Genomic DNA, 13,396 nt, shown 5'->3' on the forward strand with positions numbered 1-13,396 from the left:
ATTACTTGCGTGCTGCACTTGAAATACAACAATCGGGCGTGTCATAGTGGCGTCGGGCCGGTCTCGACGCGGTCTTTGAAGCCAATGAAAATTGTTTCGACAGTCAGTCTCGGACCTCAGTTGCGCGCGATAGTCGAGCGCGCGGCGCCCGGCGCGTCGATCGTCGATCGTCAATGCCGCGGAAATGATGAGATCGTCGATCTGGTGCGCGAGACGGGCGGATGCGAGGTGATGTTTACTTTCCGGGTGCCGCCACAGGCGATCGGGCTGGCGCCGCAGCTTCGCTGGGTGCAACTTTTGAGCGCGGGCGCCGATCATCTGCCGAGGGCCGAGCTCGGACACAAGGTCGCGGTCACGACCGCGAGCGGAATCCATGCGGCGACGATGGCCGAGTACACGATCGCCTCGATGCTCGCCTTCGCACACAAGCTGCACACGCTCATCCGGGCGCAGATGAACCGCGAGTGGCGCCGCTCGGGCGAGTTCATGTCTACGGTCGATACAATGCGCGGGCGGACGCTGGGCGCGGTCGGCTACGGTTCGATCGGGCGCGAGACGGCGCGGATCGCCCAGGCGCTGGGGATGCGGGTGCTCGCGCTCAAGCGCGATCCAGCGGCGCGCGCAGATCCGGGGTGGATGCCCGCCGGGCTGGGCGATCCCGATGGTCACATCCCGGAGCGCTTCTACGGCCCGGGCGAACGGCGCGAGATGCTGGCCGAGTGCGATTACGTAACCGTCACGCTGCCGCTGACCGAGGCGACGCGCAGCTTTATCGGCCCGAGCGAGCTGGCGGCGATGCGCCCGCATGCCTACCTGGTCAACGTCGGGCGCGGCGAGGTGATCGATCAGGGAGCGCTGGTGGAGGCGTTGCGCAGTGGACGGCTCGGCGGCGCCGGGCTCGACGTCTTCGAGCGCGAGCCGCTGGAGCGCGAAAGCCCGCTGTGGGAGATGGAGAACACCATCCTGACCCCGCACATGTCGGGATCGTTCAAGGGCTACGTCGCGGCGGCTTGCGAGCTGTTCGCGGAGAACCTGCGCCGCTTCATCGCCAATCAGCCGCTGCTCAACCGTATCGATCCGGCGCTCGGCTACTGAGCGCGCCCCGTCGCACGCGCTTGTCCCAGTTGGCGGTGGCTTTTATGCTGCCTGTGCGGCGGCACGCGAAAGATGGTTGACTGGGATCCCGAACTCTACAACCGCTTTCGCCGCTATCGCGCCGAGCCGTTCGAAATGATTCTCGAGCGCCTGCGGCTGAATCGGGCGGAACGGGTAATCGATCTCGGATGCGGCAGCGGTGAGAACACGGCCGAACTGGCGCGCCGCGCGGCGGACAGCGTCGTGCTGGGGATCGACTCGTCGCCGGCGATGATCGAAAGCGCGCTCAAGCTGCGCGATAGCCTCGAGCCGGAGCTACGCGATCGACTGAGTTTCGAGCGCCGCGACATCCGTGAACTTAAAGCGACAGTTGAATATTCGCTGGTGTTCTCCAATGCGGCCATCCAGTGGCTCGCCGACCATCGCGACGTGTTCGTCCGTTGCTATCGCGCGCTGGTTCCTGGCGGGCGTCTGGTAGTCCAGATGCCGGCCAACGACGGGGAGACCGCGCAGGCGACGATCTCCGCGATGGCGCTTGAGGAGCCGTGGCGCGCGCGTCTCTCGGGCCTCGCGCCGCCTTCGCGTACAGTGGCCGCGCCCGAGAATTACGCCGCGATGTTAGGCGAGATCGGGTTCGCCGACGTCAACTGCCACTACCATACGTTTCGCCATCCGATGGTTTCGCCCGGCGAGGTCGTCGAATGGATCCGCGCAACCGCGCTCCGCCCGTTCCTCGACGCGCTCGAAGTCCCGGCGCGCGAGCCGTTCATCACGGCGCTGACGGCACGCTTGGAGCGCGCGTACGGCACGCGCGGCCCGCTCATCTTCAACTTCCGGCGCCTCTTTATCTGGGCGCGCCGCCCGGAGCCTTGACATGGAGCATCCCGCCATCCCACCGGCCCTCATCGCTCATGGCGGAGCAGGCGGCCACGGTCCTGCGATCGAGCGACCCGAGCGCAGGCGCGGGATGCTGGCCGCCGTACGCGCCGGCGCCGACGTCCTGCGTAGCGGCGGCAACGCGCTTGACGCCGTCGTCACCGCCGTGCGTGCCCTCGAAGACCATCCGCTGTTCAACGCCGGCACCGGCTCATTGCTGACCGTTGAGGGGACGGTGGAGATGGACGCGGCGGTGATGGTGGCCGAGCCTCAGCGCACGGTTGCGTTGCGCCGCCGCGCGCGCGGCATGCGCTTCGCCGTCAGGCTCGGCGCCGGCGGAGTGGCCGCGGTCACGCGCGTGCGCAATCCGATTCTGCTCGCGCGCGCCGTGATGGAGCATACGCCGCACGTGTTGATGGCTGGCGCGGGCGCCGAGCGCCTGGCGCGTCGCGCCGGGCTGGAGCTGTGCCGTCCCGAAGATCTGATAACTCAGCGTGCGCGCGAGCGCTGGCGCGCGGCGATCGAGAATCGCGCGGCCGCCGCCGGCGGCGCACGAGGCGGGAAGGAGGAGGGCAGCGGCGGCCCCGGAGGCTTCGGAACCGTCGGCGCCGTGGCCCTTGACGCGCGCGGGATGCTTGCGGCGGCGACTTCGACCGGCGGGGTCGGCGGCAAGCTGCCCGGACGCGTGGGCGACTCCGCGATAATCGGGGCGGGCGCCTTTGCCGACGCGCCGGGCGCGGCGTCGGCAACCGGCCAGGGTGAGGCGATCATGAAGGCGGGGCTCTGCCGCGAAGCGGTGATGCTGCTTCGACACCGGGAGCCGTACGCCGCCGCGCGCCGCGCGATAGCCGACCTCGCCGCGCTGACCGGCGGCCAGGCCGGAGTGGTGTTGGTTGACTGCCGCGGCCGGCTCGGCTTCGCCCACAACGCCGAAGTGATGGACGTCGCGATGTTCGACGCGGCCGGCGGGATCGAATATCGATGGGCCGAGCCGCTCGCCGCGGCCTCCGGCGCCGCGCAAGATTAGCATCGATGGCGAAGCTGTCCCGTGCAGCGGCGGACCAACCGATCCTGCTGGGCGCATCCGGCGCCCGCATTGGCGCGTTGACGGCGTTCACCGGCGGCGTTCGCCGCCGGGCCATCGCTGTCGTCGCGGCCGCCGTCGCAGCGGTCGTGCTCAGCGTCGGGATCTCGGCGCCCTTCGAGAAGGATCAGGAAACCCAATCGGCCCAGTGGATCCAGGGCGTGACAGAGCGCGGGCAGTGGCTCCTGCCGACCGACGATTACGGCGGGATCGACCGCAAGCCGCCGCTGTACTACTGGCTCGCCGCGTTCGCGGTTAAGGCCGACGGCGGCGCGGTCAACGAAGTCAACGCGCGCCTGGTTTCGATGGTCGCCGGCGTCCTGCTCGCCGCCGCGGTCGCGTCGTGGAGCGCGGCGTATGTCGGCGAATCGACCGGATGGCTTGCGCTGGCCTTCGTGCTCGGCACCTACGGCTTCGCCTCGCGGGCGACCGTGGATCTGACGGACATGCTCCTGAGCCTGCTCCTGTTTGCAGCGTGGTGCCGGATTTACCGGCTGCTGGAGCCACCCGACCCTGCCGAAGGCGCAAGCTCTCCCGGCTTCGGCGCCTCGATAGGCGACGCGGTCGTGGGCGGAGTCCTGCTCGGGCTTGCGGTGCTGACCAAGGGGCCGGTTGCAATCGTGCTGATCGGACTTGCCGGCTTTATCCATCTGGTTTTGGCGAGGTGCTTGCCCTGGCGAGTGCTCGGAAGCGGATGGCCGTGGCTGATGCTCGCGCTGGCGCTGGTGATCTCCGCTTGCTGGTATGTGCCGGCGGCGCTGGCCGGAGGGCCGCGGGTGACGGGTATCTTTGTCAGCGAAAACTTCGGCCACTTCCTGCCCGCGACATTGGGCGGGACCGGCGAGGCGGCGCGTCCGTTGTGGTATATCGCGGCGCGGATGTTCGGCGGCGCGCTACCGATGAGCCTGCTCGTCGTCGCGTTGGCGCTCGCGTTGTGGCGCAGGGACGGCGAGGCGCGCGCGCGGCGGCCGTTGCTCTTCCAGCTAAGCCTGGTGCTTGCGGTTCTGATCTTCTTTTCCGCGGCCAGCGCCAAGCGCGATGACTATATCCTGCCGGCGATGCCGGGTCTGGCGATTCTGTTCGCCGCGCTGTTCAGCGGGGCGGCGATCGCGTCGGCGCGCGAAGCTTCGCTCTCAGCGCGCGTACGTGACATCACAACCGGCGCTATCGCGATCGCCTTTTGCGCGGCCCTCGCCGGCGCGTTCGTCCTCGTCCGTGCGCCGCGGCTGACGGGCGCGCTGCTTTCGCGGATGCAATCGAGCGACGCGGTCTTCCTCTCGATTTTTCTGGGCGGCATCCGCGCTGGCGCCGCCGCCTTCATCCTTTTCGCAGCAGCCTCGCTAATCGGCGCACTGACGGTGTTCGCCGGGCTCCATCACCGCCGTTCGCTGTGGACCGGTGCGGGGCTCGCATTGATCGCGCTTGGCGGCTCGATGCTTTTTACCGGCGCGCTCAGGCCGGCGGTGGCGCGCGCGCGCTCGATGAAGACGTTCGTGCGCGAGGTGCATGGGCGGATCGGCGGCGCGCCGTTGTACGCCGCATGGGGCCGCAATTACGAGCTTTCCTTCTACTATGGCCGCGCGGTTTGGGGTCTCGAGCTGGCCGGACCCGCCGCGCTCGAGTCGCGCGCGCGCGCCTACGTCGTCGCGCGGCCGCGCGAACTCTTACGCATCGCGCCGGCCGTGCGCCAGCGCCTGAAGCTCGTGATGCAGTCGCGGTTGGTGGGCGGCGGCGGCCCGCCCGCGCTGTACGAGCTCGTCAGCGCAGCCTCGCATCCGAATTCAGGCGTCGGCCCGGCAGCCGCTAGCGCGAGACAAGCAGCGCCTCGGCCGTGAACGCAAAAAAAGCGCAGGGCCCCCGGGCGGGCCCTGCGATGTCGACGGATTTTCTACCGCGCCGCGGCGATCAGGCGCGCGCGCTGGGCCGCGAGCTGACCGTCTCGTACCATCGCCCGAGATTCTTCTGCTCGGCCGCGATACGCAGCTTGATGAGCTTGGCAAAGTCGATCGCCACGAGCGCCGTGATATCGGCGATCGTGTAGCGCTGGCCGGCGACGAAAGGCCGGTCAGCCAGCGCGCCGTCGAGAAAGGTGCACATCTTCTCGGCCGCCTGGCGGCAGACCTCGCCGTATTCCGGTACCTGCGGAATGCGCCCCTTGAAGAAGTCCGACGTGTTGCGAAAGCATCCAGCCACCATCCCGAGCAGATTCAGCTCCATCCGCCGCTGCCACATTTCGACCAGTGCCCTGTCGCGCGCATCCGTGCCCATCAGGCGCGGTTCGGGCTGGGTTTCTTCGAAGTAGCGGCAGATCGCGACCGACTCGGCGATATGCGTGCCGTCGTCGAGCTCAAGCACAGGCACGCCGCCCATCGGGTTGATCTTGAGGAACTCGGGCGAGCGGTTCTGCGCCTTGGCGAGGTCGACCTGCTCATAGGGGACTTGGATGCCCTTTTCGGCCAGGAAGATGCGGACTCGGCGCGGATTGGGGGCTACGCTGCTGTCGTAAATCTTCATCGCTGTCTCTCCTTGGGGCTTGCCGCCGAATGCTAGCAACCGGCTTGACAGGATAGCAACGCGCGGGCTCGGCGGTCGGTTTGCCCGCTCAATTGGGGCGGGTTATTCTCGTTGTGGATGCCGATCTACGAGTATGAATGCGGGGCCTGTGCGAGGGTTAGCTCGCACGTCGTGATGGGCGCGCGGCGCCGCCCGCGGCTGGTTTGCCCGGCCTGCGGCGCGACCCGGCTTAAGCGCGTGATGTCGTCGTTCGCGGTAGTCGCGAGCGAGGCGTCGCGGCTGGACAGTTTCGACACCTCGCGCCCGCGCGACGAGTCCTTCTATCGCGACTCGCGCAACGTCGGGCTGTGGGCCAAGAAGCGGGCCAAGGAGATGGGCGTCGATCTGGGCTCGAAGTTCGAGGAGACCGTTGAGAATGCGCGCAGCGGCAAGCTGATCAAGGACATGCTCTAGAGGGCTGGCCGTAGGGTCCGGCGCCGAGCGCCGAGCTGCACCGGGCGGCGCTGTCAGCCGCGGAGAGTTGAACGATGGACGAAAAGGATCGCTTCGGCGACAAGATGCGTGACGTCGAGCGGGCGCGCGAAGAGCAGTGGGCCCATGAGCGTGACCGCGAACTTATCGAGAAATTGCGCAAGAAGGGCGAGGCGGCGCTGTGCCCGCAATGCAAGAAGCCGCTGGCGGCCGCCACGCGCGCCGGCATCGCGATGATGACATGCGCCGATAAGCACGGGGCATGGGTGACCGCCGCGATGCTGGAGGAGATCTTCAAGCGGCTAAAGTGATGGTCGCATCTCCCGGGCTTAACCGTCCGGGGCCGGTCTGACCCTTGCCGACAGCGTAGTTCCAACGCACATCGCCGCGCGGGCGCCGGGTCGATAGATGGCTCGAGCGCGCGGGCGCTTGCGACATGGGGAGAACGCGATGAAGCTCGCAACATTCACGCATCAGGGCGTCACCCGGGTCGGCGTCGTCGTCGAAACCTCGATCGTCGACCTGGCCCAGGCGGCGCCCGAGCTGCCGCGCGAGATGTGCGGCCTGCTCGGCGCCGGCAGTGCCGCGATGGAGCGGGTGCGGGCGGCGGCCGCCGCCGGCAAGCACATGATCGCGCTTTCGATGGTGAAGCTGGAGGCGCCGGTGATGCATCCGCCGGAGTTCCTCGCCATCGGGCTGAACTACGCCGACCATATCGGCGAGACCGGCCGCGAGCGCCCCACATTTCCGATCTTCTTCAACAAGCAGGTCACCTGCGTCACCGGCCCCTACGACCCGATTCATCTGCCGCGCGCCTCGACCTGGCTCGACTACGAGGGCGAGCTGGGCTTCGTTATCGGCCGGCGCTGCCGGCACGTCCCGCGCGAGCGCGCGCGCGAGGTGATCGCGGGCTACATGATCGTCAACGACGTGAGCGTGCGCGACTGGCAGCGCCGCTCGCCGACCATGACGCTAGGCAAATCGTTCGACACCCACGGCCCCACCGGGCCGTGGATCGTCACCCCCGACGAGCTGGGTGACCCGCACACGCTCGAACTGCGCACCCTCGTCAACGGCGAGGAGCGCCAGCATTCCAACACGCGCCACCTGATCTTCGACTGCTTCTCGCTGGTTGAGACGCTTTCGACCGTGTGCACGCTGATGCCCGGGCTGATAATTTCGACCGGCACGCCGGCGGGCGTTGCGGGTGCGATGAAACCGCCGCGCTGGCTCAAAAGCGGCGACGCGGTACGGATCGAGATCGAGCGCATCGGCTATATCGAAAACCGCGTGATCGACGAGCCGGCCGACACCGCCGTGATCTGAGCGAGCTGCGCCGTGGAAAAGCCCGCCGATACTGCCCATCCGATCGAAGAGCCGCTGCGCCGGCGATGGAGTCCGCGCGCGTTCGACGAGCGTCCGGTCGAGGCGCACAAGCTGCTCAGCCTGTTCGAGGCCGCGCGCTGGTCGGCCTCCTGTTACAACGAGCAGCCGTGGCACTTCATCGTCGCGACCCGTGACGACGAGGCTGGCTTCTCACGGCTGCTGAGCTGTCTGGTTGAGGGCAACCGCGTGTGGGCCGCGCGCGCGCCGGTGCTGATGGTTTCCGTGGCGCGGCTTGCTTTTGCACAGAGTGGCAAGCCGAACCGCCATGCGACCCATGACGTTGGCCTCGCCACCGCGCAGCTGATTGTCCAGGCGACCGCAATGGGCCTGTTCGCTCATCCGATGGCCGGCTTCGATCCCGACAAGGTGCGTGAGCTCTACGACGTGCCCGAGGGTTACGAGCCGGTCGCCGCGATCGCGGTGGGCTACGCCGGAGACCCGGCGACGCTGCCCGATTCGCTTCGCCAGCGCGAGCTTGCTCCGCGCGCGCGCAAACCGGTGGAATCCTTTGTCTTTCGCGGCCGCTTCGGCGCTGCATAGCGGCGCGGGCCTGCTCACTGGTGCCGCAAGCGCCGCTTAAGTCATGCTTGCGGCGAAGATAAGCCCGTGTTGACAGCGTGATCCTCGCCAACTACATCAGGGCTGGAGGAGTCGCATGTACTTCCAGTTCGGTGTCGTGCTGGCGCTGACGATCTTGGCCCTGGGCGTTTCGGCCCTGCTCGTCGGATTACAGAAGCTGCTCGCGCCGCGCAATCCGCATCCGCGCAAGCTGATGCCGTACGAATGCGGCGAACCGCCGACCGGGCGCGCCTGGATTAACTTCAACGTGCGGTTTTATCTGATCGCGCTGGTCTTCGTAATTTTCGAGGTCGAGGTAGCCTTTATTTATCCGGTCGCCGCCGTGTTCAGCGACTGGGTGCGCCATGGACAGCGGCTGTTCGCGCTCAGCGAAATCCTTATCTTTCTGCTGATCCTGTTTGTGGGGCTGGCCTACGTATGGGTCAAGCACGACCTCGAATGGGTCAAGAAAGTCCCCGACTAGGAGCGTAGAATAGGAGCCCGAGGATCGAAGATGCCGCTGCTCAACAGCCTGCCGGATTATGTTCTGACCACCAAAACCGACGAGCTGATCAACTGGATGCGCAAGTCGAGCATCTGGTACATGCTGTTCGGCCTGGCCTGCTGCGCGATCGAATTGATGCATACGGGCGGGCCGCGCTCGGACATCGAGCGCTTCGGCGCCACTCCGCGCGCTTCGGCTCGCCAGTCGGACCTGATGATTATCGCGGGCACGCTGACGCTCAAGATGGCGCTGCGCACGCGGTTGCTGTACGACCAGATGCCGGATCCGAAGTACGTGATCTCGATGGGCAGCTGCTCGAACTGCGGCGGTCTGTTTCAGCTCGCCTACTCGGTCTGCGACGGGGTGGACAAGATTCTGCCGGTTGACGTTTATGTGCCCGGATGCCCGCCGCGGCCCGAGGCGCTCACCGAGGGCCTGCTCAAGTTGCAGGAAAAGATCATGAGCGAGCGCTGGCTCGCGCGTGAGTCGGCCGGCAACGGGCAGGCGGTGTAAATCCGCTGTCGATGGAGCCGCTCCAGATATACGAACGGCTAAGGCAGCGCTTCGGTGAGCGTGTGCTCGAGACGGTGGATAAAAAGCCCGACCCATTCATCGTGGTCGATCCCGCCGCGCTGAGCGAAATCTGCCGCTATCTGTACGACGATCCCGAGCTCGCGATGGACTGCCTGTCCAACGAGACCGGCGTCGATCGCAAGGAGCATATCGAGGTCGTCTATCACGTTTTCTCGTACCGCCATCGCCACGGCGCGGTGCTCAAGGTGCGCCTGCCGCGCGCCGAGCCACGCGTCGCCACCGTCGAGCACATCTGGAAGTCGGCCAACTGGATGGAGCGCGAGATTTACGATCTGCTCGGGGTCACCTTCGAGGGCCACTCTGACCTGCGGCGAATCCTGATGCCCGAGGACTGGCCGGGCCATCCGCTGCGGAAGGATTTTGTCGAGCCGCTCGAATACCACGGCATCTCGACCGTGCGCGAGAGCCCGATCGTCCGCCTCGACCAGGCCAAGCACAAATGAGCGACGAGACCCTGCGCACCGAGGAGATGACCCTCAACATGGGTCCGCAGCATCCCTCGACCCACGGGGTGCTGCGCTTCGTGATCCGTGCCGACGGAGAGGTGATGCGCGAGGCGATGCCCGACGTGGGCTACCTTCATCGCTCGATCGAGAAGATCGCCGAGAAGGTCGGCTACCATGGCTTCATGCCCTACACCGACCGCGTCGATTACGTCTGCGCGATGTTCACCAACCAGGGCTGGGGGATGGCCTGCGAGAAGCTCGCGGGGATCGAGGTCCCGCGCCGCGGCGAGTACTGTCGCGTGATCGCCGCCGAGTTCAACCGGATCGCCTCCCATCTGCTGACCGTCGGCCTGATGGGAATGGACATCGGGGCGATGACGCCGTTTCTGCATGCGCTGCGCGAGCGCGAAATGATCAACGACCTGATCGAGGAGCTATGCGGCGCGCGCCTGACCTTCAACTACATGCGGATCGGCGGGGTCGCATGGGACCTGCCGCCGGGATGGCGCGAGAAGGCGCTCGCCTACCTCGACCATCTCGAACCAATCCTTGACGAATTCAACGCGCTCTTTTCCTACAACAAGATTTGCATCGAGCGCCTGGCCAACGTCGCTGTGATCAGTGCGGACGAGGCGATCAACTACAACCTGGTCGGGCCGAATTTGCGCGCAAGCGGCGTCAAGTGGGACGTGCGCCGCGACATCCCGTACTCGGTCTATCCCGAGTTCGACTTCGACATCCCGATCGGGCGCGGCGAGTGGGGCACCGTGGGCGACGCGATGGACCGCTACATGATGCGGATCTACGAGATGCGCGAGTCGGCCAAGATCCTGCGCCAGGCGCTGACCCGGATTCCCGAGGGACCCGTGCTGGCCAAGGTCGTGCGCAACTTCCGCCCGCCCGCCGGCGAGTGCCAGGTGCGCGTGGAGAGCGCGCGCGGCGACCAGGGATGGTACGTGGTCAGCGACGGCAGCGGCTATCCGTGGCGGGTGCGCGTGCGCACCGGCTCGTTCGCCGCGATGGGGATTATCCAGAAGCTCAGCCGCGGACTGATGATCGCGGATTTGGTGGTGCTGATCGCGAGCCTCGACGTGATCGCGCCGGAAATCGACCGGTAAGCCGTCGATGCAGCAGTGGATCGACAGCCTCATCGCGGCCGGCGCCTTCGGTAATAATCCGCCGCGCGACCTGATTTACGCCGCCTTCATCTTCGTCTTCAGCGCGATCGTTTTCCTCGGCGTCGCGTTTCCCTTCGCCTCGGTTGTGACCTGGGTCGAGCGCCGGGTGTGGGCGCGGATCCAGTCGCGTGTGGGGCCCAACCGGGTCGGCCCCAACGGTTTCCTGCAATGGCTCGCCGACGGTGCCAAGCACGTGCTTAAGGAGGACATCGTCCCGCAGGAGGCCGACGCTCGGCTGTTCAAGCTCGCCCCCTACCTGGTGGTGCTGGCGTTCGTGCTGCCGTGGGCGGTGATGCCGTTCTCCTCCGCGCTCATCCTCGCTGACCTCAACGTCGGCATCCTCTATTTCACCGCGGTCACCGCGCTCACCGTGGTCGGCGTGTTGATGGCGGGATGGGCGTCGAACGACAAGTGGTCGCTGATCGGCGGCATCCGCTCGGCGGCACAGATCATCAGCTACGAAATTCCGGCCGGGCTTTCGATCTTTCCGGTGGTGCTGATAACGGGCACGCTCTCGATGCAGGGGATAATCGCCGCCCAAGCCTGGGAGCCGTATCACTGGTTCCTGTTCGCCAACCCGTTTTGCTTCATTGCAGCGATCATCCTGTACGTCTCCTCGCTGGCCGAGGGCAACCGCACGCCCTTCGACCTGCCGGAGGCGGAGTCGGAGCTGGTTGCGGGCTTTGCCACCGAGTACAGCGGGATGCGCTACCTGCTGTTCTTTTTCGCCGAGTGGGGCAACATGTTTCTGGCGGGCGCGCTGATCACGACGCTGTTCCTCGGCGGCTGGCAGGCGCCGCGTATCAGCTCCGACCCGATTGTGACGAACGTGCTTGAGCTGGTGAGCTTCAACGTCAAGGTGTTGTTCCTGGTGTTCAGCTCGATGTGGGTGCGCGGGACACTGCCGCGGGTGCGGATCGACCAGATGATGTCGCTATGCTGGAAGTATTTCGTGCCGATCGCGTTCGTCAACATGGTCGGCACTGCGATATGGGTCGCGGTCTGGCCCGAGGGCAACCCGGCGGCGGGCTACGTGATGTTCGCGCTGGGCCTGGTAATCGCGGCGCTGTTCATCCGGCGCGTTATATACTATGTGAGGCGCTCGCGGATGGAGCTGTACCTCCATCCGACGATCTAAGCCGGGAGCGCGGCGCGGGGTGCGCATGGGAGCGGCGGCGGAATACTTTCGCAACATCAAGGACGCGGTACTGACCATCTTCGACGGGATGGCGGTCAGCGCGTCGCATCTGATCCGCAAGCCCTACACCATCCAGTACCCCGACCGCACGCCGGTGCGCGTGCAGGACACCCTGCCGTTCCGCTACCGCGGCATCCTCGACGTCGACATGGAGATCTGCACCGGATGCCTGGCGTGCGAGCGCGCCTGCCCAATCGACTGCATCACGATCGTCTGCGAGAAGAACGCGCAGACGCGCGAGCTGACAATCTCGCAGTTCGATATCGACGTCGCCAAGTGCATGTACTGTGGACTGTGCAGCGAGCCGTGCCCCACCGGCTCGATCCATCACACCACCGAGTTCGAGGGTGCCGACTTCTCCCTCGAGAGCCTCATCCGGCGCTTCATCACCGATCCCGTGGTGGCCTACAAGCCCAAGAAGGGGCCGGAGCCCGACGCGCATTTGGGCAAGATGCTCGAGCGCGGGATGCGCTACGTCGAGCAGTGGGCGCAGCCGGGGAGCGACAAGCCCGCCGCCGCGAGCGGAGCGCCGGCGGCGAAGCCGACGGGCGCGCCGACCGCGGCCAGGCCTGCCGCGCCACCTGCGGCGCCGGCCAGGCCGGCGCCGACCGGCTCGGCCGCAGCGGGAGCTGCGGCGGCGAAGCCGGCCGCAGCCCCCGCTGCGGCACCTACCGGCGCGGGCGCGCCCGCCGCTTCGGCGGCGGACGCAGCCGCGCCCGATATTGCGGCGTCCGCGCCGGCGGCTGTGACCGCCGGCGCGGGCGCCGCAGCCAACTCGCACCCCGCAGCTCCGGCGGCGGCGAAGCCTGCCGCCGACGCGCTGGCCGCCGACCCGCCCGCCGCCAAGGACAAGCCCGCCTGAGCCACGGCGCCCAAGCGTAAACCCGACCGGCCACATGCTCGATACGCTGGCAGCGCAGATAATCTTCTACGTGATCGCCGCGGTCACCGTCGGCTTCGCCGGGCTGGTCGCGTTTTCGCGCAATATCGTGTACTCGGCCTTCGCGCTGGTCGGCGCGCTGATGGGTGTTGCCGGAATCTACATTCTGCTCGCCGCCGACTTTGTCGCGATGGTCCAGGTGCTGCTGTACGTCGGCGGGATCGTGGTGCTCACGATCTTCGCCGTGATGCTGACGCAGGGCATCGGCGACGTTGCCGTTTCCAACCGCGCCGTCGGCCGCCTCACGGCACTGCTGCTCAGCATCGCAGCGGGGGCGGTGATGCTGTATGCGACGCTCAAAACGCCGTGGCATCTGGCACCCAAGCCCAGCGTGTCGGCAACGACCTACGGCGTCGGCAACGCGTTCCTCGGCGAATACGTGTTGCCCTTCGAGCTCGCCTCGGTGGTCTTGCTCGCCGCGCTGATCGGCGCCGTCGTGATCTCGCGCCAGGACGTTGCCGGCGCGCAGGATGAAACGGTCCGGCCGGGTGCCGAGGCAACCGCAGAGGCGGCTCCGCGCGCGGCGGCCGGGCAGGGCAGGAGGTAGGCGC

16 protein-coding genes are annotated in these 13,396 nt (G+C 67.0%); 15 read left to right on the forward strand and 1 reads right to left on the reverse strand.

What is annotated here, in order from left to right; translation table 11 throughout:
* Positions 1 to 84: 84 nt before the first annotated feature.
* From VFB33_13300 to VFB33_13315, 4 genes are all read left to right on the forward strand, one after another.
* Positions 85 to 1,095: a D-2-hydroxyacid dehydrogenase gene (locus VFB33_13300; GenBank protein HZO82664.1), complete on the forward strand. Its 1,011-nt coding sequence runs from the start codon at positions 85 to 87 to the stop codon at positions 1,093 to 1,095.
* A gap of 72 nt (positions 1,096 to 1,167) precedes the next feature.
* Positions 1,168 to 1,968 (forward strand): methyltransferase domain-containing protein, encoded by an 801-nt coding sequence (locus VFB33_13305; GenBank protein ID HZO82665.1) that lies wholly within the window; start codon positions 1,168 to 1,170, stop codon positions 1,966 to 1,968.
* Position 1,969: 1 nt separating this feature from the next.
* Positions 1,970 to 2,998, forward strand: a complete 1,029-nt coding sequence (locus VFB33_13310; protein ID HZO82666.1) for an isoaspartyl peptidase/L-asparaginase — start codon at positions 1,970 to 1,972, stop codon at positions 2,996 to 2,998.
* 5 nt (positions 2,999 to 3,003) lie between these two features.
* The gene (locus VFB33_13315) at positions 3,004 to 4,890 is read left to right on the forward strand and encodes a glycosyltransferase family 39 protein (protein ID HZO82667.1); all 1,887 of its coding nucleotides are present in this window, start codon (positions 3,004 to 3,006) and stop codon (positions 4,888 to 4,890) included.
* 70 nt (positions 4,891 to 4,960) lie between these two features.
* On the opposite strand, the gene VFB33_13320 is transcribed toward VFB33_13315, so the two are convergent.
* Entirely contained in the window at positions 4,961 to 5,569 is a 609-nt protein-coding gene (locus VFB33_13320; protein HZO82668.1) for a glutathione S-transferase family protein, read from the reverse strand.
* Positions 5,570 to 5,686: 117 nt separating this feature from the next.
* Here VFB33_13320 and VFB33_13325 point away from each other — a divergent pair, with 117 nt between their 5' ends.
* The 11 genes from VFB33_13325 (at position 5,687) to VFB33_13375 (ending at position 13,392) form a co-directional block, all read left to right on the forward strand.
* A complete protein-coding gene (locus VFB33_13325) occupies positions 5,687 to 6,022 on the forward strand; it encodes a zinc ribbon domain-containing protein (protein HZO82669.1) in 336 nt (111 codons plus the stop codon).
* A 74-nt stretch (positions 6,023 to 6,096) separates the two neighbouring features.
* A complete protein-coding gene (locus tag VFB33_13330) occupies positions 6,097 to 6,351 on the forward strand; it encodes a zf-TFIIB domain-containing protein (GenBank protein ID HZO82670.1) in 255 nt (84 codons plus the stop codon).
* 139 nt (positions 6,352 to 6,490) lie between these two features.
* Entirely contained in the window at positions 6,491 to 7,366 is an 876-nt protein-coding gene (locus VFB33_13335; GenBank protein HZO82671.1) for a fumarylacetoacetate hydrolase family protein, read from the forward strand.
* A gap of 12 nt (positions 7,367 to 7,378) precedes the next feature.
* Complete coding sequence (locus VFB33_13340; protein ID HZO82672.1) at positions 7,379 to 7,966, forward strand: nitroreductase family protein; 588 nt, start codon at positions 7,379 to 7,381, stop codon at positions 7,964 to 7,966.
* Positions 7,967 to 8,081: 115 nt separating this feature from the next.
* Positions 8,082 to 8,468, forward strand: a complete 387-nt coding sequence (locus VFB33_13345) for an NADH-quinone oxidoreductase subunit A (GenBank protein ID HZO82673.1) — start codon at positions 8,082 to 8,084, stop codon at positions 8,466 to 8,468.
* Between the two features lie 30 nt (positions 8,469 to 8,498).
* Positions 8,499 to 9,002: an NADH-quinone oxidoreductase subunit NuoB gene (gene nuoB, locus VFB33_13350; protein ID HZO82674.1), complete on the forward strand. Its 504-nt coding sequence runs from the start codon at positions 8,499 to 8,501 to the stop codon at positions 9,000 to 9,002.
* 11 nt (positions 9,003 to 9,013) lie between these two features.
* Complete coding sequence (locus tag VFB33_13355) at positions 9,014 to 9,526, forward strand: NADH-quinone oxidoreductase subunit C (GenBank protein ID HZO82675.1); 513 nt, start codon at positions 9,014 to 9,016, stop codon at positions 9,524 to 9,526.
* Complete coding sequence (locus VFB33_13360) at positions 9,523 to 10,647, forward strand: NADPH-quinone oxidoreductase (protein HZO82676.1); 1,125 nt, start codon at positions 9,523 to 9,525, stop codon at positions 10,645 to 10,647. Before VFB33_13355 ends, VFB33_13360 begins: the two co-directional genes overlap by 4 nt.
* Before the next feature lie 7 nt (positions 10,648 to 10,654).
* On the forward strand, positions 10,655 to 11,845 hold the full coding sequence (gene nuoH, locus VFB33_13365; protein HZO82677.1) for an NADH-quinone oxidoreductase subunit NuoH: 1,191 nt from the start codon (positions 10,655 to 10,657) through the stop codon (positions 11,843 to 11,845).
* A gap of 25 nt (positions 11,846 to 11,870) precedes the next feature.
* Positions 11,871 to 12,767 carry a 4Fe-4S binding protein gene (locus tag VFB33_13370; protein HZO82678.1) on the forward strand — a complete coding sequence of 299 codons (897 nt, stop codon included), beginning with the start codon at positions 11,871 to 11,873 and terminating at the stop codon, positions 12,765 to 12,767.
* A gap of 34 nt (positions 12,768 to 12,801) precedes the next feature.
* Positions 12,802 to 13,392, forward strand: a complete 591-nt coding sequence (locus VFB33_13375) for an NADH-quinone oxidoreductase subunit J (GenBank protein HZO82679.1) — start codon at positions 12,802 to 12,804, stop codon at positions 13,390 to 13,392.
* Positions 13,393 to 13,396: the final 4 nt, after the last annotated feature.

This window comes from Candidatus Binataceae bacterium (genome assembly GCA_035650475.1).
GTDB lineage: Bacteria > Desulfobacterota > Binatia > Binatales > Binataceae > JAKAVN01.